The organism is Streptomyces sp. NBC_00568, from assembly GCF_026341855.1.
GTDB lineage: Bacteria > Actinomycetota > Actinomycetes > Streptomycetales > Streptomycetaceae > Streptomyces.
In genome coordinates, this window is sequence record NZ_JAPENW010000001.1 from 4,456,113 (window position 1) to 4,479,667 (window position 23,555).

The 23,555-nt window shown below is 70.9% G+C and carries 20 protein-coding genes and 1 pseudogene; 9 read left to right on the forward strand and 12 right to left on the reverse strand.

The features are described 5' to 3' along the window. The first annotated feature begins 188 nt into the window (after nt 1-188). Nucleotides 189-857, forward strand: a complete 669-nt coding sequence (locus OOK38_RS19385) for a DsbA family protein (protein ID WP_266758772.1) — start codon at nt 189-191, stop codon at nt 855-857. A 75-nt stretch (nt 858-932) separates the two neighbouring features. Here the strand turns inward: OOK38_RS19385 and OOK38_RS19390 are convergent, their stop codons facing one another. Continuing rightward, entirely contained in the window at nt 933-1,136 is a 204-nt protein-coding gene (locus OOK38_RS19390; RefSeq protein WP_266758770.1) for a hypothetical protein, read from the reverse strand. A 369-nt stretch (nt 1,137-1,505) separates the two neighbouring features. Between OOK38_RS19390 and OOK38_RS19395 the strand changes: the two genes are divergently transcribed. Next, on the forward strand, nt 1,506-2,132 hold the full coding sequence (locus OOK38_RS19395; protein ID WP_266758768.1) for a histidine phosphatase family protein: 627 nt from the start codon (nt 1,506-1,508) through the stop codon (nt 2,130-2,132). A gap of 104 nt (nt 2,133-2,236) precedes the next feature. On the opposite strand, the gene OOK38_RS19400 is transcribed toward OOK38_RS19395, so the two are convergent. The 8 genes from OOK38_RS19400 to OOK38_RS19435 form a co-directional block, all read right to left on the reverse strand. After that, nucleotides 2,237-2,878, reverse strand: coding sequence for a superoxide dismutase (locus tag OOK38_RS19400; RefSeq protein WP_266758767.1), 642 nt, complete (start codon nt 2,876-2,878; stop codon nt 2,237-2,239). Nucleotides 2,879-3,065: 187 nt separating this feature from the next. Then, nucleotides 3,066-4,460, reverse strand: a complete 1,395-nt coding sequence (locus OOK38_RS19405) for an amino acid permease (RefSeq protein ID WP_266758766.1) — start codon at nt 4,458-4,460, stop codon at nt 3,066-3,068. A 176-nt stretch (nt 4,461-4,636) separates the two neighbouring features. Then, nucleotides 4,637-5,527: a TauD/TfdA family dioxygenase gene (locus OOK38_RS19410; protein ID WP_266758764.1), complete on the reverse strand. Its 891-nt coding sequence runs from the start codon at nt 5,525-5,527 to the stop codon at nt 4,637-4,639. A gap of 68 nt (nt 5,528-5,595) precedes the next feature. After that, on the reverse strand, nt 5,596-6,960 hold the full coding sequence (locus OOK38_RS19415) for an LLM class flavin-dependent oxidoreductase (RefSeq protein ID WP_266758762.1): 1,365 nt from the start codon (nt 6,958-6,960) through the stop codon (nt 5,596-5,598). Beyond that, on the reverse strand, nt 6,957-7,859 hold the full coding sequence (locus OOK38_RS19420) for an ABC transporter ATP-binding protein (protein WP_266758761.1): 903 nt from the start codon (nt 7,857-7,859) through the stop codon (nt 6,957-6,959). The genes OOK38_RS19415 and OOK38_RS19420 overlap by 4 nt, the downstream gene beginning before the upstream one ends. Beyond that, nucleotides 7,835-8,635, reverse strand: a complete 801-nt coding sequence (locus tag OOK38_RS19425) for an ABC transporter permease (protein ID WP_266765686.1) — start codon at nt 8,633-8,635, stop codon at nt 7,835-7,837. The genes OOK38_RS19420 and OOK38_RS19425 overlap by 25 nt, the downstream gene beginning before the upstream one ends. A 296-nt stretch (nt 8,636-8,931) precedes the next feature. Then, the gene (locus OOK38_RS19430; RefSeq protein ID WP_266758759.1) at nt 8,932-10,029 is read right to left on the reverse strand and encodes an ABC transporter substrate-binding protein; all 1,098 of its coding nucleotides are present in this window, start codon (nt 10,027-10,029) and stop codon (nt 8,932-8,934) included. Between the two features lie 635 nt (nt 10,030-10,664). Then, nucleotides 10,665-11,861: an ROK family transcriptional regulator gene (locus OOK38_RS19435; RefSeq protein ID WP_266758758.1), complete on the reverse strand. Its 1,197-nt coding sequence runs from the start codon at nt 11,859-11,861 to the stop codon at nt 10,665-10,667. Between the two features lie 588 nt (nt 11,862-12,449). Between OOK38_RS19435 and OOK38_RS19440 the strand changes: the two genes are divergently transcribed. Further along, nucleotides 12,450-13,034: a biotin transporter BioY gene (locus tag OOK38_RS19440; protein ID WP_266758755.1), complete on the forward strand. Its 585-nt coding sequence runs from the start codon at nt 12,450-12,452 to the stop codon at nt 13,032-13,034. 121 nt (nt 13,035-13,155) lie between these two features. Here OOK38_RS19440 and OOK38_RS19445 read toward each other — a convergent pair whose 3' ends face one another. Beyond that, nucleotides 13,156-13,875 carry a hypothetical protein gene (locus OOK38_RS19445; protein WP_266848614.1) on the reverse strand — a complete coding sequence of 240 codons (720 nt, stop codon included), beginning with the start codon at nt 13,873-13,875 and terminating at the stop codon, nt 13,156-13,158. A gap of 231 nt (nt 13,876-14,106) precedes the next feature. On the opposite strand from OOK38_RS19445, the pseudogene OOK38_RS34530 reads away from it, so the two are divergent. Both OOK38_RS34530 and OOK38_RS19455 read left to right on the forward strand, forming a co-directional pair. Continuing rightward, nucleotides 14,107-14,832, forward strand: a pseudogene (locus tag OOK38_RS34530) (serine/threonine-protein kinase); the annotation flags it as partial. 1,305 nt (nt 14,833-16,137) lie between these two features. After that, nucleotides 16,138-17,178: a hypothetical protein gene (locus tag OOK38_RS19455; RefSeq protein ID WP_266848615.1), complete on the forward strand. Its 1,041-nt coding sequence runs from the start codon at nt 16,138-16,140 to the stop codon at nt 17,176-17,178. A 148-nt stretch (nt 17,179-17,326) separates the two neighbouring features. Here OOK38_RS19455 and OOK38_RS19460 read toward each other — a convergent pair whose 3' ends face one another. Further along, nucleotides 17,327-18,814 carry an amino acid permease gene (locus OOK38_RS19460; RefSeq protein ID WP_266758751.1) on the reverse strand — a complete coding sequence of 496 codons (1,488 nt, stop codon included), beginning with the start codon at nt 18,812-18,814 and terminating at the stop codon, nt 17,327-17,329. A gap of 260 nt (nt 18,815-19,074) precedes the next feature. On the opposite strand from OOK38_RS19460, the gene OOK38_RS19465 reads away from it, so the two are divergent. Together OOK38_RS19465 and OOK38_RS19470 are read left to right on the forward strand one after the other, a co-directional pair. Beyond that, nucleotides 19,075-19,569, forward strand: coding sequence for a ribose-5-phosphate isomerase (locus OOK38_RS19465; protein ID WP_266758750.1), 495 nt, complete (start codon nt 19,075-19,077; stop codon nt 19,567-19,569). 47 nt (nt 19,570-19,616) lie between these two features. Then, on the forward strand, nt 19,617-20,426 hold the full coding sequence (locus tag OOK38_RS19470; RefSeq protein ID WP_266758748.1) for an Fpg/Nei family DNA glycosylase: 810 nt from the start codon (nt 19,617-19,619) through the stop codon (nt 20,424-20,426). A gap of 5 nt (nt 20,427-20,431) precedes the next feature. Here OOK38_RS19470 and OOK38_RS19475 read toward each other — a convergent pair whose 3' ends face one another. Further along, nucleotides 20,432-21,661, reverse strand: a complete 1,230-nt coding sequence (locus tag OOK38_RS19475) for a GNAT family N-acetyltransferase (protein ID WP_266758746.1) — start codon at nt 21,659-21,661, stop codon at nt 20,432-20,434. Nucleotides 21,662-21,832: 171 nt separating this feature from the next. Here OOK38_RS19475 and OOK38_RS19480 point away from each other — a divergent pair, with 171 nt between their 5' ends. Both OOK38_RS19480 and OOK38_RS19485 read left to right on the forward strand, forming a co-directional pair. Next, nucleotides 21,833-23,005: a PP2C family protein-serine/threonine phosphatase gene (locus OOK38_RS19480; protein WP_266758744.1), complete on the forward strand. Its 1,173-nt coding sequence runs from the start codon at nt 21,833-21,835 to the stop codon at nt 23,003-23,005. Between the two features lie 62 nt (nt 23,006-23,067). Then, entirely contained in the window at nt 23,068-23,523 is a 456-nt protein-coding gene (locus OOK38_RS19485) for an HD domain-containing protein (RefSeq protein WP_266758742.1), read from the forward strand. Nucleotides 23,524-23,555: the final 32 nt, after the last annotated feature.

The following is a 23,555-nucleotide window of genomic DNA, read 5'->3' on the forward strand; positions in this document are numbered from 1 at the left end:
GCACTCCCTCATGGCGTCATAGACATGTGCGAACAGGGCCGATCCTGCCATGTGCTCCTTACGGCGGGCGCTGCGACGGCGCAGACACAGGGGAATCCCTAGGACCCGTCGGAATCGCACAGACACACGGGAATGGCGTGGGCGAGTGCCGGTGTTGCCAAGGGAAACACCGCGTTCCGAGGAGAGCCATGCCCGAGCAGACCGCTCAGACCAGTTCCGGCAAGACCCCCGTCGACTTCTGGTTCGACCCGCTGTGCCCCTGGGCCTGGATGACCTCGCGGTGGGTGCTGGAAGTGGAGAAGGTCCGCGACATCGAGGTCCGCTGGCACATCATGAGCCTCGCCGTGCTGAACGAGCCCAAGCTGGACGAGCTTCCCGACCAGTACCGCGAGATGCTCGCGACCACGGCATGGCAGTCGGTCCGGGTGGTCACCGCCGCCTGGCAGAAGCACGGCGACGACGTCCTCGGCCCGCTGTACACCGCGCTCGGCACCCGCTTCCACAACGACGGCTCGGGCCCGACCAAGGAGGCCATAGCCGGCGCCCTCGAAGAGGTCGGACTCCCCGCCGACCTGATCGACTACGCCGACCAGGCGGACTTCGAGTTCGACGCCGAGCTGCGCGCCTCCCACAAGGAGGGCATCGAGAAGGTCGGCCAGGACGTCGGCACCCCGGTCATCGCCGTCCCCGGCGCCGACGGCGAGCAGCTCGCCTTCTTCGGCCCGGTCGTCACCCCGGCCCCCAAGGGCGAGGAAGCCGCCAAGCTCTGGGACGGCACGCTCATGGTCGCCTCGGTACCGGGCTTCTACGAGATCAAGCGCACGCGCACGGCGGGACCGGACTTCAGCAACCTGTAGGCGGCTCCGGTCCGGCGCCGGACCGGGGTACCGGTCCCGGGGTTCCGCCCTCGGGGGTCCGCGACCGCTGGCGGACTACTTGGCGTCGGGCTCGGGGAAGTTGTCGCCGTCGCGCCAGTTGCTCCAGCGCTGGAAGCGGCGGCAGCCCGGACGGGTGCAGCGGTGGTAGGCGGCCGGGTCGTCCACCTGTTTGATCTTGCGCACCGCCTCTTCCTCGTCCTTGGTGAGCTTGCGGAACTTCTGCAGCGGACCTCCGCAGTTCGGGCAGTGCACGTCCACGGCGACACCTCCGTGTGAGAACGGACGGGAAAGGTCGAGAGGCATCCGGGTGCCGAACGCCGGCCCTGCGAGCGTAAGCGCTGGCGGGTCCGGCGACGGGTCCGGAATCGGTCCGGCCGTGTCCCGGGCCCGTCCACTCGTCTCGTCTCGTGCCGGCTCGTCCCGGTTCGGATACCTCATGCAGGTGAAAAGCTCGGCGCGCGCTGAGACTTCACCGCCCGGAGTGCGTGATAACTGGTGCGGACGGCGTGCGGGGCGATGGTGTGGGAGGTCCGGATTGCGTACGAGGACGACAGCGTGGGAGGTCCGGACCGTGGACGACGGCGACGCGTGGCCGGGGATCGGCGCGCGCCTGGATACTGCGGCGTCATGAGTACTACGAGCCGCAGCACGACTCTCCTCCTGGCCCGGCACGGGCAGACCGTCTGGCACGCGGAGAACCGCTACGCCGGAGTGAGCGACGTCCCCCTCACCGACGAGGGCCGCGCCCAGGCGGAGGCCCTCGGCCGCTGGGCCGCCGCGCACCCGGTCGACGCGATCTGGACCTCGACCGTGTCGCGTGCCGTCGCCACCGCCGAGCCGGCGTGCCGCGCCCTGGGGCTCGTCCCGCAGCGCGAACCCGCCCTGCGGGAGTGCGACTTCGGAGTGGTGGAGGGCCGTACGCTCGCCGAGTTCGAGGCCGAGAACCCGGTCCGGGCCAAGGCGTTCCGGGCCGATCCGGTGTCGTACCCCTTCCCGGAGGCGGAGGACCCGCGCACCGCGGCGGCCCGTGGAACGCGCGCGCTGCGCCACATCGCGGCGGCCCACCCCGGTGAACGGGTGCTGGTCGTCGCCCACAACACCCTGCTGCGTCTGGTGCTGTGCTCCGCCCTGTCCATCCCGCTGGGCGAGTACCGCCGTGTCCTGCCGAGCCTCGGCAACGCGGCGATCACCGAACTCCGGGTGGAGGACGGGTCGGCCGCCCTGCTGTCGCTCAACGTGCCGTGCGCGCCGTGACGGGAGGGCCCCCGCGAGTCACGTCCTCGCTGGGGCCCTCCTTTCTTCCGCCTGCCACGTGAAAGTGAGAAGACGATCACGAGCAGGACGCCTCATGTTCCCCCTCAGGGGGCCAGGAGCAACACGTCCCGGCGGGCCGTGGCCGCTTTGTGACGCCGGGCCACGTCCTGCCAGTTCACGACCTGCCACATCGCCTCGACGAAGTCCGCCTTCTGGTTCTTGTACTGAAGGTAGAAGGCGTGCTCCCAGGCGTCGAAGACGAGGAGAGGCACCGAGCCCTGGCCGACGTTGCCCTGGTGGTCGTAGACCTGCTCGACGACGAGCCGGCCGCTCAGCGGTTCGTGGGCGAGGACGCCCCAGCCGGAACCCTGGGTGGTCGCCGCCGCCTTGGTCAGCTGGGCCTTGAAGCCCGCGTAGGAGCCGAACGACTCGGTGATGGCGTCCGCGAGATCGCCCACCCCGTCGGCGGCCAGGGGTTCGCCGCCGCCGTTCCCGGTCATGTTCGTCCAGTAGATGCTGTGCAGGATGTGGCCGGAGAGATGGAAGGCCAGGTTCTTCTCCAGGCCGTTGACCGACCCCCACGACTCCTTGTCCCGCGCCTCCGCGAGCTGCTCCAGCGTGTCGTTGGCGCCCTTCACATAGGCCGCGTGGTGCTTGTCGTGGTGCAGCTCGATGATCTCGGGGCTGATCACGGGCGCGAGCGCGGAGTAGTCGTACGGCAGTTCAGGGAGTGTGTAGACGGGCATGACGGGTCCCCTCCGACCTCTTATTGCAAGGTACTTGCAACTGCACGCTAGCAGCAAGAAGATGGGAGTGCGTGTCCGGCCCGCACGGGTCCCGGGGGCGCCGCGGCCCGCGTCCGGACACGCGAAAGGGCCCCCGCGCGACACCGTCCTTCGCGCGGGGGCCCCTTCGGTGAGGCGGGTGCACCGGTCAGGCGCGGGCGCGTGCCCTCTGCCGGGCATAGCCGACGGCGGCCAGGAGCAAGGTCATGGCGCCCGTCGAGTACAGCTGCACCCGGGTGTCCGGCTCCCGGGCCATCAGGACGAAGATCGCCACCATGCCCGCCAGTGCGACCCAGGTCAGCGCCGGGAACGCCCACATCCGGACGACCAGCTTCTGCGGGGCCTCCCGGTCCAGACGGCGCCGCAGCCGCAGCTGCGAGACCGCGATGAACATCCAGACGACCAGGATCACCGCGCCGATCATGTTCAGCAGCCAGGGGAAGACGTCGTCCGGACGCCAGTAGCTGAGAACGACACAGCCGAAGCCGAAGACGCAGGACACCAGCACCGCGACTCGCGGCACCCCGGACGAGACCCGCCCCAGCGCCCGCGGGCCCTGGCCGCGCTCGACGAGGGAGTAGGCGATCCGCGAGGAGCCGTAGATGTTGGCGTTCATCGCCGACAGCAGTGCCACGAGCACGACCACGTTCATCAGCTGCCCGGCGCCGGGGATGCCGAGGTGTTCGAGGGCGGCGACGTAGGGGCCCTTCTCGACGACCGCCGCGGAGTCCCACGGGACGAGGGTGACGATGACCGCCATCGAGCCGATGTAGAAGAGCGCGATGCGCCACATGGCGGTGCGGACGGCGCTCGCGACGCCCTTGACCGGGTCCTGCGACTCGGCCGCCGCGATCGTCACGGTCTCCAGGCCGCCGTACGCGAACACCGACGCGAGCAACCCGATGACGAGCCCCTCGCTGCCGTTCGGCAGGAAGCCCCCTTCGCCGGTGAGGTTCGCGGTGCCCGGCGCGTCCGTGCCCGGCAGGACGCCGGCGATGGCCAGCACGCCGAGCACCAGGAACAGCGTGATGGCGCCGACCTTCAGTGCCGCGAACCAGAACTCGAACTCGCCGAAGTTCTTCACGGCCGCGAGGTTGGCCACGCAGAAGACGACCATGAACAGCGCCACCCAGGCCCACTCGGGCGTGCCGGGCAGCCAGCCGGTGACGATCTTCGCGGCGCCGATGCCCTCCAGGCCGACGGCCGTGCAGAGCAGCACCCAGAAGGACCAGCCCGCCGTGAAGCCGGCCCAGGGGCCGATCGCCCGCTCGGCGTGCGCGGAGAAGGAACCGGACGACGGATACGCGGCCGACATCTCGCCGAGCATCCGCATCACCAGCATGACGAGCAGACCGGAGACGGCGTAGGCGATGACGATCGAGGGACCGGCGGCGGCGATGCCCGCGCCGGAGCCGACGAACAGGCCGGCGCCGATGACACCGCCGAGGGCGATCATCGACAGGTGGCGCTGCTTCAGGCCGTGGGAGAGGGGGGCGTCCGCGGCGGCGGTACCGGGCGGCGCGTCGAGGGTGGTGCGGGACATGAGAGTGGGGGGTCCCTTACAGACGAGCGGTAAAAACGCCCACAGTCTGGGCAGCCCCTCCGTCAGGGAGAAGGGGCCGCCCAGCATGCGGACGCGATCCACACGGAGTGTAAGGGTCCGTTTACGCCGGGGTTCCGGGCGTCTTGGGGGCGGTCTGCCCCGTTACGTCATCCGCGTCACACCACCGACGTGTAGTGCGAGGCGTCGCCCGCGATCGAGTGGCTCTCCTTGCCCTCGATGCCGACCGGCACGTCACCGGCGACCGTCACCCGGTGCAGACGGCGCGGGGCGCCGTCGTAGTTGTCGATGGCGTAGTGCTGGGTGATCCGGTTGTCGAACAGGACCAGCTGGTTCGGGGACCAGCGCCAGCGCAGGATGTTCTCGGGCCGGGTGACGTACGCCTGGAGCAGGTCGAGGATCTTGCGGGACTCGCCCACCGACAGCCCCACGATCCGCTGCGCGAACCCGCCGATGAACAGGCCGCGTTCACCGGTCAGCGGGTGGACCCGGACGACCGGGTGCGCGGTGCGGAACTTGATGGACGTGAACTGGGCGCGCTGCGCGGCCTGTTCCTCGTCGATGGTCTCGTCCGGGACCGCGTAGTCGTAGTCGTTGGTGTGCTCGGCCCACAGGGTGTCGGCGAGCGCGCGCAGCGGCTCGGGCAGATCACGGTAGGCGGCCGCGGAGTTGGCGATGAGCGTCTCGCCGCCGTACGGCGGGACGGTGATGCTGCGCAAGGTGCTGGCCTGCGGCGGGTTCAGCACGAAGGTCACGTCGGTGTGCCAGTGGTTGGCGCGGCCCCGCTCGCTGTCCACGGGCAGCACGTTCGGGGCGCCGTCCACGGCGGGCACGGTGGGGTGCGCGGTGGTGAGGTCGCCGAAGTGGCGGGCGAAGGCCTGCTGGCCCTCGTCGTCCAGGTCGACGTCGTCGAAGACCAGCGCCTTGTGCTCGTTGAGGGCGGTGCGCAGGGCGGCGACGGTGATGTCGTCGAGCGGCTTGGAGATGTCGACGCCGGAGACGCGGGCACCGATGTGCGCGGTGACCTTCTGGATCTCGATGTCTGCCATGAGGTGCGGGTCCTTTCGGATCGGCTGATCGGCTGATCGGGTAAGGGCGGTGACGGTCGGGGGCGGGTTCAGGCGAGGGCGGCCGCGGGTGCGGCGGTCGTGGACGGGGCCGCGTACTGGTTGGCCGGGCGCGGCAGGCCGTAGCGCTCCCGCAGGGTCTGCCGGGGCCCGTACTCCCGGCGCAGCAGGCCCCGGTCGCGCAGGATCGGCACCACGTGGTCCACGAAGAGGTCGAGGCCGGAGGGCAGCACGGCGGGCATGATGTTGAAGCCGTCGGCGGCGCCGCCGCGGAACCACTCCTCGATCGCGTCGGCGACCTGCTCGGGCGTGCCGGCGAAGGTCAGATGGCCTCGCCCGCCGCCGAGCCGGCCGATCAGCTCGCGGACGGTGAGCCGCTCGCGCCGGGCCAGCTCCACGACGAGGGTGTAGCGGCTCTTGGCCCCCTCGATCGCGTCCTCCGGCGGCAGGTCGGCGGGCAGCTGCGCGTCGAGACCGAGGGTGCCCGGCTCCAGGTGGAGCAGGTGCTCCAGACGGTTCAGCCCGTGCTCGTACACGATGTGGTCCTCGAGGACGCGTTCGTGGGCGCGCGCCTCGGCCTCGGTCGAGCCGATGACCGGGACGATGCCGGGCAGGATCTTGATGTGGTCCGGGTCCCGTCCGGCCCGTTCGGTACGGGATTTGAGGTCGGCGTAGAAGTCCTGGGCGTCCGCGAGGGTCTGCTGGGCGGTGAACACCGCTTCCGCGTACCGGGCCGCGAACCGCTTGCCGTCCTCCGACGAGCCCGCCTGCACGAGGAGCGGGTAACCCTGCGGCGTGCGGGGCACGTTGAGGGCTCCCTCCACGCTGAAGTACGTCCCCTTGTGGCGCGCGGGATGGATCTTGCCCGTGTCGCCCCAGACGCCGGCCGCCTTGTCCGCGACGACCAGATCGTCCTCCCAGCTGTCCCAGAGTTTGAGCGCCACGTCCAGGAACTCGGCGGCGCGCTCGTAGCGGGTGGCGTGCGAGGGCTCGTCGTCGAGACCGAAGTTGCGGGCGGCCTCCGCACCCGCTGTGGTGACGATGTTCCAGCCCGCGCGGCCACCGCTGATGTGGTCCAGGGAGGCGAATCTGCGGGCCAGGTTGTAGGGGGAGTTGTAGGACGTGGAGGCGGTGGCGATCAGGCCGATGTGCTCGGTGGCCGTGGCCAGCGCGGTGAGCAGGGTGATGGGTTCCAGGGCGCCGGACGGGCGCTGGCCCACGCTGCTGAAGAGAACCGGGCCGTCGGCCAGGAAGAGGGAGTCGAAGGTGCCGCGTTCGGCGATCCGGGCGAGGCGCACGAAGTGGGCCGTCTCGACATGGGCGTACGGGTCGCTCTCCGGGAGCCGCCAGGATGCCTCGTGGTGGCCGGTGTTCATCAGGAACGCGTTGAGATGGAGTCGGCGCGGGCTGGTCACGGGTGCTTCTCCTCCTGGTGCGCGGGCACGCCGTGCCCGGCTGTGTCGTCCGCGGTCGTGTCCCGTCCCGCGACGGGGTGTCCCGCCGGCCCGTCCGGTTCCGCGACCGTGTGATCCGCCGCTGCGTGTTCCGTCGCTCCGCCGTCCGCCCCTTCCGGTCCTCCCGTGACGTCCTCGGTCACCCCGAGGGCGCTCAGCAGGCGTTCGCGGTACTCCCCGAGCCGCGGATCGCGGTACGAGCGGGGGTGCGGGCGGTCGATGGTGAGGTCGACGCCGATACGGCCCCGGTCGAGCACGAGCACCCGGTCGGCCAGCACGATCGCCTCGTCCACGTCGTGCGTGACCAGCAGGACGGACGGCCGGTGGCGCTCCCACAGCTCGCGCAGCAGCACATGCATCCGGATCCGGGTGAGCGCGTCCAGCGCCCCGAACGGCTCGTCGGCGAGAAGCAGTTCGGGCTCCCGTACGAGCGAGCGGGCCAGGGCGGCGCGCTGGGCCTCCCCGCCGGACAGCTCGTTGGGCCAGGCCCGTTCACGGCCCGCGAGTCCCACCTCGGCGAGGGCGGAGCGGCCCTTCTCCGCCGCCTCCTTGCCGTCCGTGCCCAGCAGGACGTTGTCGAGGACGCGGCGCCAGGGCAGCAGCCTCGAGTCCTGGAAGACGACGGACACCCTTTCCGGTGCGGTGAGCTGTCCGCTCCCGGCGACGTTGTGATCGAGGCCGGCGATGGCGCGCAGCAGCGTGCTCTTGCCGGAGCCGCTGTGTCCGAGCAGGGCGGTGAACTGGCCCGCGGGGAGGTCGAGGTCGATGTTGTCGAGGACCGTACGTCCCTCGAACGACCGCGTGAGGCCGCGCAGTTGGACGGTGTGCTGACGGGTCAGCTGCTGAGTGTGCGTCGCCATGACAGCACCTTCCGTTCGATGAGACGAACCGCGCTGTCGGAGACGAGCCCGAAGATGCCGTAGATCAGCAGGCCGACGAGGATGATGTCGGTCCGGCCGTAGTTCTGGGCCTGGAACATCATGTAGCCGAGGCCGCTGGTGGCGTTGATCTGCTCCAGGACCACCAGGGAGAGCCAGGAGCCGGTCACCCCGAGCCGGAGTCCCACGAAGAATCCGGGCAGGGCGCCGGGTATCACGATCTCCCGGACGAAACGGAACCTCGACAGCCCCTGGACCTCGGCGAGTTCGACGTAGCGGTGATCGATGCCGGACAGGGCGGAGTGCAGGTTCAGGTAGATGGGGATGTAGACGACGATGGCGATGATCGCGATCTTGAAGGTCTCGCCGATGCCGAGCCAGAGGATGAACAGCGGGATCAGACCGAGGGTCGGGATCGCCCGGTTGAGCTGCACGGTGCCGTCGATCAGCGCTTCCCCGACGCGGCTGAGCCCGGACGCGAGGGCGAGGACGACCCCGGCGCTCAGGCCGAGCGCGAACCCGTATCCCGCGCGCTCCAGGGAGGTCAGCACATCGGTGGGCAGTGTGCCGTCGGTCCACAGGTGACCGGTGGTCTTCAGCACCGTCCAGGGCGCGGGGATCGCGCCGGGATCGAGCTGCCCGGCGGCGGACGCGAGGGCCCACAGGGCGAAGAACAGTGCCGGCCCGATGAGCCGGGAGGCGGGCAGCCGCTTGCCGGGCGCGAGGCCGCGGCGCCGGGAACGGCGGGGCCGAGGCAGCCGGTGGCTGTCCGCGCCGGCCTCGACCGATGCGGCCGGTGCGACCGGTGCGGAGGTCGGCTCGGTGCCGGTGCCGGTGCCGGTGCCGGTGCCGGTCTCGGTGTCAGTCTTGGTGGTGGCGTCCGGCTCGGTGGTCGCGTCAGCCTCGGTTGTGGCGTCCGGCTCGGTGGTGGCGTCCGTCTCGGCGGGTGAGGCGGAGGTCGAGACAGAGGCGGAGGCGTCGTCGTCCGTGATCGCGGTCGATGGCGTGGAGGAGGAGCGCGTGGTCGTGGTCGTGGACCTGGTCGTCATGGCCGTCACTTCCGGTATTCCGCGGGTACGGCCCTGGCCGCGATGGCCTCGAAGCGCCGGTCGAAGAGCGAGTCGACCTTGAACCCCTTCACGAAGCCGCCCTCCGCCAGCAGATCGGCGGTCTCCTGCTCCCACTTGACGGCCTCGTCCCAACTCGGCGGGAACAGCGGCTTGTTGGCGAGCTCGGTGATCGACTGAGCCTGCGCGAGGGTGAGGTTCTGCGTCTTGACGTAGAACTCCTCGTTCCAGGCGTCGGGGTGCTCGTACGCCCACACCTGGCCCTTCGCCCAGCGCGGGATGAACGCGGCGACCGCGGCCGCCTTGGCGCGGTCGGCCAGCACCGAGGTCGGCGCCCAGAGCAGGTTGAGCAGGTCCACCACCTCGGTGGGGATGGTGTGGGCGCCCTTGGACCCGTACTGCTTGAGATAGGCCGGGGCCTGGCTGTTGGCGAGCGGGGCGATGTCCACCTGGCCGGCCTGGAGCGCGGTGAGGAACTGGTTGCTGGTGAGCGGCACCAGGGTCACGTCGTCGTAGGCGATGCCGGCCTGCTTCAGGGCGCGCAGCAGGACGACACCCTGTGCCTGGCCCTGCGAGAAGGCGAGCTTCTTGCCCTTGAAGTCCCGCACGTCCTTGATGTCGCTGCCGGGCTTGGTGGCGAACAGGTAGTTGGGCTTGCGGGTGATGTTGATCGCGACGATCTTCGCGTCGAAGCCCTGGTAGTGCGCCTGGATCGGCGGGATGCCCGCGTTGTTCCCGACGTCCAGGGACTTGGCGCGGAAGGCGTTGATGACATCGGGACCGGCGCCGATGTTCACCCAGTCGGAGACGGCGAACGGCAGCGAGGACAACCCCGCCAGCTTCAGCTGGAGTTGCTGGACGCCTTGGTACGAGGCGATCTTGAGCTCGGTCCCCTTCGGCACCTTGTCGGACAGGGGCGCGGACGTGTCCGCCTTGGAACCGGTGTCGGCGGCACTGGCGCCGGCGCAACCGGTCAGTCCGGCCGCGGCGGCGACACCGACCAGGGAGGACAGGAACACGCGCCGGTCGACACCGGACCGGGAGACGGCGGACGCGGCGGAGGACAAAGGGGACAGTGGTGGCATGGAAGGACTCCGGGGATTCCAAGTGGCGGGACGGCGAGCGGAGTTCCGGGCAGGGCGAAGCCGGAAGAGCGGAACGCGCGCCGAAAGGGACACACGCCGATGGCGTGCCGATGGGGATGAGCCGATCAGGGTGCGACGGCAGCCGAACCGTCCGCGTCATGACGACGCCGGACCGGATCTCGGGGCGACGACGGCCGAGGAGACCACGGCACGACGACGGGCCGGGTCGGCCTACGGGCGACGACAGTCGGACGGCCTACGGAACGACGACAGCCGGATCAGGCTTCGGGGCGACGGTGGCCGGGCCGATCCTCGGCACGACGGCGGCGGAGTGGCCTTCGGGGTGAAGGCTGCCGAGTGAACCTCAGCGCTTCGGCGCGTCAGCGACCTGTCGGCGACACGGGGTCAGCAACAACGTGTGCGTGCGACCCGCATCAGGTCGACCACACGGCACTTGGTGAGCGGAACCTGCACCCGCGCGCTGCTCATGGACACGATGCTCCTGTCCGGGCACGAGCCCTGTCAACATTCCGAGTTTCTGAATTAATTCGCTCCCGGTGAGGGGCCCGGGGGAGTCCGGAGCGACCCGGCCGGAGTGGCCCGGCCGGCCGGAGTGTCCCGGGGCCGGGAGGCCTTCAACGGGCGGTGAAGCCCGCGGAACCCAGCGGATCGCGGTACAGGACGTCGAGCGCGACCGATCCGCCGGCCACGGCCAGCACCGAATCCGGGAAGCTGGTCGGGGCGACCGCCGACGCTCGCTCCGGGCCCACCGCCTCCCGCAGCGCTCCGAGGCAGTCCTCCCGGTACATGGCACCGATCTCGGTGACGACGACCGTCTCCGGGTTGAGCACGTCGAGCAGCAGCCCCGCCGCCCGCCCGACCATCCGGGACCGCTCCATCAGCAGCCGTACGGCCAGCGGGTCGCCGGCGGCCGCCGCGGAGACCACGTGCATCGGGTTCGAGCCGTCTATGACACCCTGCTCCCGCGCCCGCCGGCACAGGGTCCGTTCGCTCAGCTCGGCCTGGATGCATCCCGTCCGCCCGCACTCGCACCGCTCCGACCCGCCGGCCAGGGGCAGATGGGCGATCGCCCCGGCCTGCGAGCGAGGCCCGTAGTGCACCTGGTCATGGGTGGCGAACGCGGCATCCACGATATTGCCGGCGAAGAGATGCAAGACGCTCCGGCTGCCCCGGGCCCGCCCGAACAGCCGCTCACCGTTGACCAACGCCCGCGCGTGCCCGTCCACATGGACCGGCAGCCCGGTGCGCGCCTCGACGACCTCCCGGACGGCCACGTCGCGCCAGCCCAGCAACGCGTGCTCCACGATCGTGCCGGAGTCCGGGTCGACCCAGCCGCCGGTCGCCACACCGATGCCCAGGGGGGTACGGCCGGGAGCGTCAGCGAGGAGGGCGGTGACTCCGTCGGCGGCGTTCGCCAGAACGACGTGCGGCTCGGTGCGGTCGTGCCGCAGACGCTTCTCGACGACGACGCGTCCGCGCAGGTCCAGCAGCGCGACGGTCGTGTACGGCACGGCCACATGCACCCCGCCGACCACGAACCGGGCGCGGTCCAGATCGATCGGGAGATGCGGCCGCCCGACCCCGCCCGACCGGTGGGGCGCGGCGGCCTCCCGGATCAGGCCCCGCTCGGTGAAGCGGGCGCAGTAGTCGGTGACCGACGCGGGGGAGAGTCCGGTGAGCCGGGCGATGGTGCTGCGCGCGACCGGGCCGTGCTCCAGCACGGACCGCAGGATCACGCTGGCGCTGGTCCGGCGCCGGTCGAGGACGGGGGAGGGCGGGGACGTCGAAGGGGGTGCCACGGTACTGGCCATGGAGTTCTTCCTCAGGGAGCTGGTCCGGCACTGCGCCGTCACGTACGCCTCGTCACATCGGGTGCGACGTGCGACTGGTGTGGTGTGCTCTGGTCTCGTCTCGGCGAGGCCGGATCCGCTCCGCCCCGCCTCAGGACGGGCGGCGACAGACGGCAGTGCCCTGGCGTCGCAGGTCGACATAGCGACGCGACGAGAAATTCAGGGCCTGGGGAACCATGGGGTGAAGGGTAGGGGGCGGCCCGGGAGGCCTGCCAGGTGTGCTCAAGGGCCGGACAGGCCGGGCGCGTTCCCGCTCCGGCCCGCGCCCCGGAACGGCCCGCCCCGGTCGGCGTCCCCCTTTGGTGACTCTCCACAGTCCCGGCGCGAACCGCCCCGTAGCGGAAACGACTTCACCTCAGTGACCAGCATCACCTTCGCGCGGGTGTACCGGGCACTCTTTGTAAGGAGCCCACCAAGGTCCGGATCCGCCCTTTGTCGAGCGCTGACGGTGATCACCCCTATACCCCTGGGATAGCGTCACCGTGTCCCGACCTGTCCTCCCCCGAGCTCCGCATGAGCGAGGGGGTATTCCCCTTCGCCGGAGTCCTCATGAGCACCGCTGCCGCCACGCCCTCCCGACCCGGCGAGGTCATCGCCGACCTTCTTCCGGCCTCCCGCGTCCGTGACGTCGCCCTCGTGCTCGGCGGTGCCGTGCTCACCGGCCTCGCCGCCCAGATCTCGCTGCCCGTCCCGGGTTCCCCGGTGCCGGTGACCGGCCAGACCTTCGCCGCGCTGCTCGTCGGCACGGCGCTCGGCGCGGGCCGCGGCTTCCTGTCGCTCGCGGTGTACGCGCTGGTCGGCATGGCCGGCGTCCCGTGGTTCGCGGGCGGTAGCTCCGGCGCGGCGGCGCCGTCCTTCGGTTACATCCTCGGCATGCTGCTGGCGTCCACCGTCGTGGGCGCCCTGGCCCGCCGCGGCGCCGACCGTTCCGTCCTGCGCATGGCGGGCACGATGCTGCTCGGCGAGGCGATCATCTACGCGGTCGGTGTTCCCTACCTGGGCATGGCCACCGGCATGTCGGCGAGCGCGGCCCTCGCGGCGGGTCTCACCCCGTTCCTGATCGGTGACGCCCTCAAGGCCGCCCTGGCGATGGGCGTGCTGCCCACGGCATGGAAGCTCGTCGACAAGAAGTGACGGCCGCGCCGGTGAACTGACGCGAGAGGCCCGCCGGGTCGGTCTTCGACCTCGACCCGGCGGGCCTCCGCGCGTTCCCGCTCGATGCCGTGCCCGTCCTAGGGGTGACGGCGCCGGGCGGTCAGTGTTCCTGCCGGGGCCTGCGGCCCGCCCACCACAGTCCCGCCGCTCCGGCCGAGAGCAGCGCCGCGCCCGCCATGCCGAGCGGCAGGACCTCGCTTCCGCCCCCGGCCCTCGGCAGCCGGTCGCCGCCGGGTGCCACCGGCTTGTTGTCGGTGCCCAGCAGCAGCGGGGTCGCCGGGGCGTTCGGCGACGGGTTCGTCGTGCCGAACGGAACCGGTCCCTGCTGCCAGTACGTCTTCTTCCCGTCGCTCGTCTGGACCGGGAGACAGATCTTGCCGGTCTTGCTCAGATCGAACGTCGCGTCGACGTCGTACGATTTCGATTTGCCTGCCGCGAGATTTCCGGTGGAACAGATGAAACCGCTGTTCGATCCTTCGGGGAGATCCTTTTTGGCCATGGCGGTGCAGCCTTCGACGTTCTTGACCGTCAGGCCGTCGAAACCGACCACCAGCATCCTGATGTTGCCGCTTTCCTTGGTCCCTTCGTTCTTTACCGTGGCGGTGATCGCCGTCTTCTGCGTACTGTTGTCGACCGAGATCTTCTCCGGCAGCAGCGTGGTCACCTCGACGCCCGTCGGCGCCTTGTCCATCGCCTTTCCGCCCTTGCCGCTCCCCGGTCCCTGGTCGTCCGCCACGGCGGTGTGGGAAAGGATCATCACGGCCGAGAAGCATGCCGTGAGCAGCGATCCCGTAATGGTCGTCGTGCGACGAGAACTCATGTTCGCCCCCCTTGGCTGCGCCTGAATTCGCAGTACTTGAAGAGGTACCACAAGATTTCTCCGCACTATGCTGGTACGGCCTGAAGTGTGACCATTGTGTTTCTGCTGTGACGGGCGATTGTGGCTGATGTTGAGGGGGTGCAGAGATTGTCGGCGAACGTACAGGGTGGTGTTCCGGGACTATTGGTGACCGGGCGTTATCGGCTGGTCGAGATTATTGGTCAGGGGGGAATGGGGCGGGTGTGGCGAGCCGCCGACGAAATACTCGACCGGCAGGTCGCGGTCAAGGAAATGCGGATAGACGGACTCGATCCCGAGGACACCCGCACGCGCCGGGAACGCACCCTGCGCGAAGCGAGGGCCACGGCCCGGATCGACCATCCCCATGTCGTGCGTATCTACGACGTCGTGGACGCGGGCGAGCGGCTGTGGATCGTCATGGAGCTCGTCACCGGCCGCTCGCTCGAGCAGATCGTGGTCGAGGACGGACCGCTGGACTCGCGCGAGGCGGCCCGCGTCGGTCTCGAACTCGTCGGGGCGCTGCGTCAGGTGCACGCCCAGGGAGTGCTGCACCGGGACATCAAGCCGGGCAATGTGCTGGTCGAGCACGCCGGACGGCACCGTGTCGTCCTCACCGACTTCGGCATCGCCGCGCTCCAGGACGCCGAGGCACTCACCATGGCCGGCATGCTGGTCGGTTCCCCCGACTACATGGCCCCCGAGCGGATCTCCGGCCGCCCGCAGGGCCCGCCCTCCGACGTGTGGTCCCTCGGCGCCACGCTCTGCGCGGCCCTCGGCGGCCGCTCCCCGTTCTCCCGCTCCACCACCCTCGCGACCCTGCACGCGGTGCTCTACGAGGAACCGGAACTTCCCGCCGGTGCGGGCGAGTTGCAGGAGATCCTGGCCGCCCTCCTGGAGAAGGACCCGTCCACACGGCCCGGTCTGGAGGAACTGGAGGCGGGACTGAGGGAGATCCTCCGTCCCCCGAGGACGAGCACCGCTCCCTTCGGATCCCCGGCAGAGGGGCCCGACTACGACTTCGCCTCCGGATTCGCGTACGGAACCGCCCACGAGACCCCGCACCGCCCCACACCGGCACACAACCCCGAGCCCGCCCCGGAGCCGGGCCCCGACCACGACCCCGGGCCGGAACGCGCCCCGGGGATCGAGCCCGCTCCAGGGTACGAGGGCACTCCGGGTGGCGATGGTGCGCCGGGGTCGCACGAGGGTGAGCCGGAACGTGGAGGTGCGCCGAGGCGCGAGGGAAAGCCGGGGCGGGAGCCCGCTCAAGCGCGCGCAGGTGAGGCGGCGCACGGGGGTGAGGCAGGGCGCGAAGGTGCGCCGAGATGGCGCGAGCCCGCTCCGGGGCCCGAGCCCGCTCCGGGTGGCGATGGTGCGCCGGGGTCGCACGAGGGTGAGCCGGGACGTGGAGGTGCGCCGAGGCGCGAGGGTGAGGCGGGGCGGGAGTCCGCTCAAGCGCGCGCAGGTGAGGCGGCGCACGGGGGTGAAGCGGGGCTCGACAGTGCGCCAGGGCGGCGCGAAGGTGAACCGGGGAACGAACCCGCTCCGGGGCATGAGGGTAAGGCGGGCCCCCGGGACCGTCCCGAGCCCGCCCCCCGGCCCTACCCCACGCCCCGACCCGCTACCGAGTTCAGCCCCGCACACCAACCCGCCCCTCAGCCCGAGCGCTTGCCGGAACTCACCCCGGATCAGGCCTACGACGCGGATCCCGAGCCGACATCCGGCAGGGCACCCGATCCGGCACCCGAGCCGCCCCCTGGACCCGAGCCGCCCCCGGCGCCCGGGGCACCCCCGGAAGCCGATCGGGACCAGCCGCATCCCGGGCATGACCTGCGGAAGTCGTCCGCGCCGGCCTCCGGGCACGGCCTGACGGATTCGGCCACGCCCGCTCTGCTCGACGCCCAGCTCGTGCGGGCGGCACGACAGCCCCCGGCGGACCTTCCCGGAGCCACTCCGCCGCCGGACGAACGACACATCAACCCAAGTGATCCGCGCAGGCCCCCGACTCGACCCGAAGCCGAAGCGGAAGCCGTGCCTGGACCCGGACCCGGACCTGGGACCGAGCCCGGAACCGAAGCCGGACCTGGGACCGGACCTGGAACTGGACCCGGACCCGAAGCCGGACCTGGGACCGGACCTCGACCCGGCCTCGAAGCGGAAGCCGGACCTGGACCCGGCCCCGAAGCGGAAGCCGGACCCGGACCCGGCCCCGGCCCCGGGCGCGAGCCGGAGTATCACTCCGTGCAGGATGCCGTTCCGATCCAGCGGACTCCGACCCGGAAGAGCGCGCCCGACTTCCGGAAGCGTCCCCAGGCACCTGTCCCGGAGCACTCCGCGGTCCCCGGACCCGAAGCCGTCACCCGGGATCCCGACCTGCCGGCGACGGCCAACGCCTCCACCGAGGTCCCCTCCGGACCTCGTACGGAGCCCAGTTCACAGACCCCCTCGGAACAGCGCTCGGAACAGCGCTCGGAGCACGGCTCGCGCCCTGTCTCCCAACTGCCCACGGCACCCGTGCCCGTGGTGAGGTCACCGGGTGAACTCCCGGGCCCCGCCGTGCCGTCCGGATCCGACGAGGGTCAGGGGTACGGCCCGTACGGCCAGGGTCGTCGCCAGGGCCACGGCGACGACCTCGGCGCCCGGGCGGCCTCGCGACGCGGCGGGCGCCGTATCGGCCTCGCGACCGCGGCCGCGGTCGCGGCGGGAGCCGTCGCCTGGGTCGTCGTCGCCCTGACCGGCGGATCGCCCGGCACGGGCAACGGCGCCTCCCCGCGCTCGTCCGCACCGACGGCTGCCGCCTCCACCGGCGCCTCCTCGTCCCCGGCGCCCACCGTCGAGGGCACCTCACGCCCGCCCGGCCCGCCCCCGGGCGCGCGCCGGGAGGCCGGCGGCTACGCGTGGGTGACGCCCAAGGGCTGGCGGCGCGATCTGAAGACCGGCTCCGAGGTGCACTACACCTCGCCCGACGGCGCACAGGAACTCGCGGCCAAGTCCTCCATCGCCAAGGGGAATCTGATGGACACCTGGCAGACCTCCGAGAAGGACGCCCGCCAGGGACGGGACTACCGGAAGATCCGGCTGGAGGAGACGACGTTCCGGGGCCGGAAGGCGATCGTCTGGGAGTACACCTTCACGCTCGAGGGCGTGAGCTGGCACGCGCGACTGCTCGGCTTCGACGCCGACGGGAAGTCGTACCAGATCAACACCTGGTACCACCGGGACATCGAGGACCAGGCACTCAAGGTCTACAACCAGGTCAAGAACAGCTTCACCGTGCTGTGAGCCGGCGCCCGCCGCCGCGGCCCGGCGCAAGGACCCGAACGGCGACCCGAACGGCGACCCGAACGGCGACGCGAAAGGCGGCGCGACAAGGAGAGAGGCCCGCGGCGATGTGCCGCGGGCCCCACCTCACTCAGGCGTCGGGGGCGGGTCAGGCGCCGACCTTGGCCTGGGTCTCGTCGCGGGACTCGTCCGCGAGCGTCCGCGTGGACGCCGGGGCACCCGCGCCCATCTTCTGCCGGACCAAGGCGACGACCAGCACGATCGCCGCGACGAGCAGCGACAGCAGCACCGTCTCCCGGCCGTCGTGCTCGGTGTCGGTCAGCATGTAGCCGAGCACGAAGACGATCATCGCGGCGGTCGCCCAGGTCAGGTACGGGTAGAGCCACATCCGCACGACGAGCTTCTCCGGCGCCTCGCGCTGGATGATCTTCCGCATCCGCAGCTGCGAGAAGCAGATGACGAGCCACACGAACAGGGCCACCGCACCGGAGGAGTTGACCAGGAAGAGGAAGACCGAGTCCGGGAACTTGTAGTTGAAGAAGACGGCGACGAAGCCGAACACGACCGAGACGACGATGGCCGTCATCGGCACACCGCGCCGCGTGGTCCTGGCGAACGCCTTCGGCGCGTCCCCGCGCTGACCGAGCGAGAAGGCCATGCGGGAGGCGGTGTAGAGGCCGGAGTTGAGGCAGGACAGCACGGAGGTCAGCACGATGAAGTTCATGATCTGACCGGCGTGCGCGATGCCGAGGGAGTCCAGGGCGGCGACGTACGAGCCCTTGTCCCCGATCGCCGGGTCGTTCCACGGCAGCAGGGCGATGACCACGAGGATCGAGCCCAGGTAGAAGACGGCGATGCGCCAGATGATGCTGTTCGTCGACTTGGTGACGGCGCGCTGCGGGTCCTCGGACTCGCCGGCGGCGAGGGTCGCGATCTCGCTGCCCATGAAGGAGAAGACGACCAGCAGAACACCGGTGAGGATCGAGCCCGGGCCGTGCGGCAGGAATCCGCCGTGGTCGGTCAGATTCCCGAACCCGGCCTTCTCGGCGTCGACACCGGGCAGCACACCGAAGATCGCGAGGCCGCCGACGACGATGAACGCGCCGATCGCCACGACCTTGATCCCGGCGAACCAGAACTCGAACTCGCCGTACGAGCCGACGGAGACCAGGTTGGTGGCCGTCAGCACCACCATCACGATGAGCGCCCAGCCCCACTGAGGTACGGCGGGAATCCATCCTTCGAGGATGTCCGCGCCGGCGGTGGCCTCCACGGCCAGCACGACGACCCAGAAGAACCAGTACAGCCAGCCGATGGAGAAGCCGGCCCAGCGGCCGAGCGCGCGGTCGGCGTGCGCGGAGAACGAGCCCGAGGTCGGGTTGGCGGCGGACATCTCACCGAGCATCCGCATCACCAGCACCACGAGCGTGCCGACGAGGGCGTACGAGAGAAGGATGCCGGGGCCCGCGGTGGCGATGCCGGCCTTGGAGCCGACGAAGAGCCCTGCGCCGATGACGCCACCGATGGCGATCATCGACAGATGACGGTTCTTGAGTCCGGCCTGGAGGCCGCCACCGGGTTCTCCGGGGCCTCCGGGGGCCTGTGCGGCCTTCGTGGGGGTCGGCTGCGAGGTCATGAGGGGGATTCCTTTGCGCCGGATGAGCAGATTCCCGTACGGAGTGCCCAACCCGTACGAGCGGTGTACGGGGCGCGCACTCACCCGAGGTGTGGGGTGGTGTACGAGTCGGTCCAGTGAAACGGAGGCAAAGGAATTCGTGAACCTTTGAATCCAGATCGTTACTTGAGGTTTCCTTGAGGTTCTGTAGGCTAGGTCACGTTTTTCCAGGCGCAGCCCCCGGCGAGGCCGATCCGAAACGGGCGTGTCACACTCGGACCATGCGCGTGTATCTCGGCTCCGATCATGCCGGTCTCGAACTGAAGAACCACCTCGTCGAGTGGCTCAAGGCCGCCGGCCACGAGCCCGTCGACTGCGGGCCCCACATCTACGACGCCCTGGACGACTACCCGCCGTTCTGCCTCCGCGCCGCTGAGCGCACGGTGGCGGACCCGGGCGCCCTCGGCATCGTGATCGGCGGCTCCGGCAACGGCGAGCAGATCGCCGCGAACAAGGTCGCCGGCGTACGGGCCGTACTCGCCTGGAGCGAGGAGACGGCGGCGCTGGGCCGCGAGCACAACAACGCCAACGTCATCTCCGTCGGCGCCCGTATGCACACCCAGGAAGAGGCGACGAAGTTCGTCGAGACCTTCCTCGGCACCCCCTTCACCGGCGAAGAGCGCCACGTCCGCCGCATCGAGATGCTCGCGGACTATGAGAAGACCCGGGAGCTCCCGCCGATTCCGGCCCACCACCCGCAGCAGCCGCAGGCGTAGCACCGGCAGGCCGATGGGCCGCAGGACGAGAGACAGCAGGAGGACCGGTGCCCGAGGGGCACACCATTCACCGGCTCGCCGAGGACTACCTCGGCGCGTTCGGTGGCCGCGGCGTCCGCGTCACCAGCCCCCAGGGCAAGTTCAGTGACGCCGCGGCCCTCCTCGACGGCTCGGTCCTGACCGCGGCGGAAGCCCACGGCAAGCACCTCTTCCTCGGCTTCCGCGCGGCGGAGTGGATCCACATCCACCTGGGCCTGTTCGGCAAGGTCGGCTTCGGCGGCACCCCCGCCCCGCCGCCCACGGACACCGTCCGCCTCCGCCTCACGAACGACACGGCGTACGTCGACCTGCGGGGGCCCACCATGTGTGCCCTGATCACGGACGACGAGAAGCACGCGATACACGAGCGCCTCGGCCCGGACCCGCTGCGCCCGGACGCCGACCCCGCGGCCGCCTACCGCCGGGTCTCCCGCAGCCGTACGACGATCGCCGCCCTGCTGATGGACCAGAAGGTCATCGCGGGCGTGGGCAACGTCTACCGCGCGGAGGTCCTCTTCCGGCACGGCATCGATCCGTACCGCGCGGGCAAGGACCTCGGCGCGAGGGAGTGGGACGCGGTCTGGGCCGACCTCGTGGACCTCATGCGCGAGGGCGTCCGCAACAACCGCATCGACACCGTCCGCCCGGAACACACCCCCGAGGCGATGGGCCGCCCGCCGCGCGTGGACGACCACGGGGGCGAGGTCTACGTGTACCGCAGGGCGAACCTGCCCTGTCACATCTGTGGCGGCGAGATCCGCACCGCCGATCTCGCCGCCCGCAACCTGTTCTGGTGCCCGGCCTGCCAGAAGGCCTGACTGTCCTAGAACCCGTGCGGCAGCCAGGGCGCGACCACCGAGGTGAACGCCATCGACGCCTCCGCCAGCGCCCCCTGCCGCAGCTCACGCACCCGTCCACCCGCCGCGAGCGAGGCCAGCGACACCCCGCCGAGGTAAACCGCGGCCAACTCCCTTACGGACAGGGCGAGATCGGGGGTGTCCTCGGTCCGCACGCACGAAGCGCCCTTCGCGTCGCCGGTGAGCCGCCAACGCCCCTCGTTCCAGGGGCAGAAGGAGTCCTCGACCTCGAACACCACGTCCACCGGGGCCTGATAGGTCCTTGCCTCCAGCGCGGCCCCCACATCGACGAGCCGCACATGCAGCGCGTCCTTCATCCGCAGCTGACAGCGGCGGATGTCGGAGACCAGGTGCTGCCAGGCCTCGTCCACGGGGCGGCCCCGGGTCCGCAGCGTGGACGTCAGGTCGATGCCGAAGAGGAACCGCCACAGCGCGGCCCGCACCGCGGGGTCCAGCCCCTCCAGGTCGTCCATCATCACCGTCCCGTTGTGCCCGGACGGTCCCCAGTCCGGCTTCACCCGGAAGCGTGTGTAGCCCACGACCTCGCCGTCCCGCTCGGCGACCACGCACTGCAACGGCGAGGCGCCGTTCCGCTCGCCCTCCGGGTCGAGCACCCCGAGCCGCTGCCAGCCCGGCTGGCGGGCCAGCATCCCGGGACGCTCCGCCACGAGGCGGGCGTACACCGCCTCGCACGCGTCCAGCGCGTCCCTGGGCACCGCGTAGCGCAGCCGTACGTCGTCGGTCCCGGGCGGCACGGACAGTCCTACCCGGCTCGTGTCGATCTCCGCGCTGATCTGCAGCGTCCCGATGTCGTAGCCGAACCGCCCGTAGATCGCCGGCTCCGACGCGGTCAGGACGGCGAGCGGCTCGCTCCCGGCACGGATGTCGTCCAGCTGGCGGCGCATCATCGCGGTGAGCACCCCGCGCCGACGGTGCGTCGCCGCGACGCTCACCATCGTGATCCCGGCCGCCGGTACGGAGGCGCCGCCCGGGACCGTGACACGGAAGGAGAAGGCCCCCGCCGTACCCACACAGCTCTCCCCGTCCCACACGCCCAGCGAACGGTCGTACTCTGTGAGCGCGTTCCACAGTTCGCGCTCCTCGGACGACTCGGCCACACCTCCGAAGGCGCGGATCAGGTTCTCGTACCACTTGTCGAAATCGGCCTGCCGCAGCACCCGAAGGTCAGTCGTCATAGCCCATGCCTACCAGGGCAATGCGGTACGAGCGAGGGAATTTCGCCCGTCCGCCGACGCCCCCAACCGGAACACGCCTGTGCAGTTCTCTGTGAAGTTGAGCGCTCGGAGGGGGGACAAGTGGGACCTCCCGTGCCAAGCACCTGGTCCGATGGATAGGGTCCCGAACTAATGGCAGCAGGACGAGAGCGGCGCGCGGAAGCCGATACGTTCACGGCCCGGTTGAAGAAGCAATGGCACCGGGCCCGCACAGGGCTGCGCAGATCCGCTGTCGACTACTTCCGCGGGGACGGTTCGGACTGGATCGCGCTGGCCGGTCTTCTCATCACGATCCCGATCATCGCCTCCACCACCCTGGTCAACTCGGTGTGGTGCTCACCCGCCGCCCTGGTCCTGCCGATCGTGGCCGGCGGGCTGCTGCTGCGCCCCGCGAGCCTGCTCGGGCTGTACGCGGCCGCCGCCACCGCGCTGATAGTCGAGTCCGTGAAGCTCGGCCCGTACACGGAGGGCCCGTCCCGGGTCACGCCGGGTGTGGTCCTGGTGGTCGCGGCCTGCGGCTTCTTCGGACTGCTCATCGCGCAGTTCCGCAGCCGGGTGGGCGTGCCCTGGCGGCGCGGCGGCACCATGCTCTTCGACCTGCGCGAGCGCATCCGGGTGCAGAGCAAGCTGCCGAAGCTGCCGCTGGGCTGGCACCGCGAGATGGCGCTGCGCCCGGCGGGCGGCCAGTCCTTCTCCGGGGACTTCGTCGTGGCCGCACGGACGAACGGCGGCCGGACCCTCGAAGTCGTCCTCACGGACGTGTCCGGCAAGGGAATGGACGCGGGCTCACGCGCCCTGCTGCTGTCCGGGGCCTTCGGAGGCCTCCTCGGATCGCTGCCGCCGCACGCCTTCCTGCCCGCCGCGAACGGCTATCTGCTGCGCCAGGACTGGGACGAGGGCTTCGCCACCTCGATCCATCTGGTGCTCGATCTCGACTCGGGCGACTACGAACTCTTCTCCGCCGGACACCCGCCGGGCCTGCAGCTCAGCGCGGGCAGCGGCCGCTGGGAGGAGAAGGCGGCGGAAGGCCCCCTGCTGGGTGTGTACGACGGCGCCCAGTTCGACCCGGTGAAGGGCTCGCTGCGGCCCGGGGACGTGCTGATGCTGTTCACGGACGGTCTGGTCGAGACCGCCGACCGGGACATCGTCGAGGGCATCGACCGGCTCACCGGCGAGGCCGACCGCTATGTCGCCGGCGGCTTCCACGGCGCCGCCTGGCACCTCATCGAAGCGGTGGCCAGGGACGTCAACGACGACCGGGCCCTCCTGCTGATCTGCCGCGAGGGCCTGACACCGGTACGCTGACCGCGCCCCACGGATTTCGGCAACGCGGCGGCAGCGGCCCGTACCGAGGAGACACTGATCCCGTGACGCAACCTCTCCTGACCCTGGCCGAAGTCGAAGCGCTCGCCCGCACGGCGCACGCCGCCCAGACCGACAAGGCCGGCCGCCCCTACGCCGAGCATCTCCAGGCGGTGGCGGACGGCGTCCGCGATCGCGGCGGCGACGACGACCAGATAGCGGCCGCCTGGCTGCACGACGCCGTCGAGGACGACGCCCTCTCCGAGGACTGGCTCGGCGAAGCCGCGCTGACCCCTCGTACGAAGGACATCGTGCTGGCGCTCACCAAACAGGACGGCGAGTCCCCGGAGTCGTACGCGCGGCGCATCCGCACCACCCGGGGCGCCCTTCTGGTCAAGGCGTCCGACCTCGCGCACAACGCCGACCCGAACCGGCTCGCGGTCCTCGACGAGCACACCCGGGCCCGCCTGACGAAGAAGTACGCGACGATGCGCGCCCTGCTGGGGCTGCCGCCGGGCTGAACACCGGCGTTCTCCGCGGTTTCCGCGCGCGC

Bases quoted from the DNA above. Each gene is read 5' to 3' on its own strand.
- OOK38_RS19385 (WP_266758772.1), top strand. From the start codon at position 189: ATGCCCGAGCAGACCGCTCAGACCAGTTCCGGCAAGACCCCCGTCGAC.
- OOK38_RS19395 (WP_266758768.1), top strand. From the start codon at position 1,506: ATGAGTACTACGAGCCGCAGCACGACTCTCCTCCTGGCCCGGCACGGG.
- OOK38_RS19400 (WP_266758767.1), bottom strand. From the start codon at position 2,878: ATGCCCGTCTACACACTCCCTGAACTGCCGTACGACTACTCCGCGCTC.
- OOK38_RS19405 (WP_266758766.1), bottom strand. From the start codon at position 4,460: ATGTCCCGCACCACCCTCGACGCGCCGCCCGGTACCGCCGCCGCGGAC.
- OOK38_RS19410 (WP_266758764.1), bottom strand. From the start codon at position 5,527: ATGGCAGACATCGAGATCCAGAAGGTCACCGCGCACATCGGTGCCCGC.
- OOK38_RS19420 (WP_266758761.1), bottom strand. From the start codon at position 7,859: ATGGCGACGCACACTCAGCAGCTGACCCGTCAGCACACCGTCCAACTG.
- OOK38_RS19430 (WP_266758759.1), bottom strand. From the start codon at position 10,029: ATGCCACCACTGTCCCCTTTGTCCTCCGCCGCGTCCGCCGTCTCCCGG.
- OOK38_RS19435 (WP_266758758.1), bottom strand. From the start codon at position 11,861: ATGGCCAGTACCGTGGCACCCCCTTCGACGTCCCCGCCCTCCCCCGTC.
- OOK38_RS19440 (WP_266758755.1), top strand. From the start codon at position 12,450: ATGAGCACCGCTGCCGCCACGCCCTCCCGACCCGGCGAGGTCATCGCC.
- OOK38_RS19445 (WP_266848614.1), bottom strand. From the start codon at position 13,875: ATGAGTTCTCGTCGCACGACGACCATTACGGGATCGCTGCTCACGGCA.
- OOK38_RS19460 (WP_266758751.1), bottom strand. From the start codon at position 18,814: ATGACCTCGCAGCCGACCCCCACGAAGGCCGCACAGGCCCCCGGAGGC.
- OOK38_RS19465 (WP_266758750.1), top strand. From the start codon at position 19,075: ATGCGCGTGTATCTCGGCTCCGATCATGCCGGTCTCGAACTGAAGAAC.
- OOK38_RS19475 (WP_266758746.1), bottom strand. From the start codon at position 21,661: ATGACGACTGACCTTCGGGTGCTGCGGCAGGCCGATTTCGACAAGTGG.
- OOK38_RS19480 (WP_266758744.1), top strand. From the start codon at position 21,833: ATGGCAGCAGGACGAGAGCGGCGCGCGGAAGCCGATACGTTCACGGCC.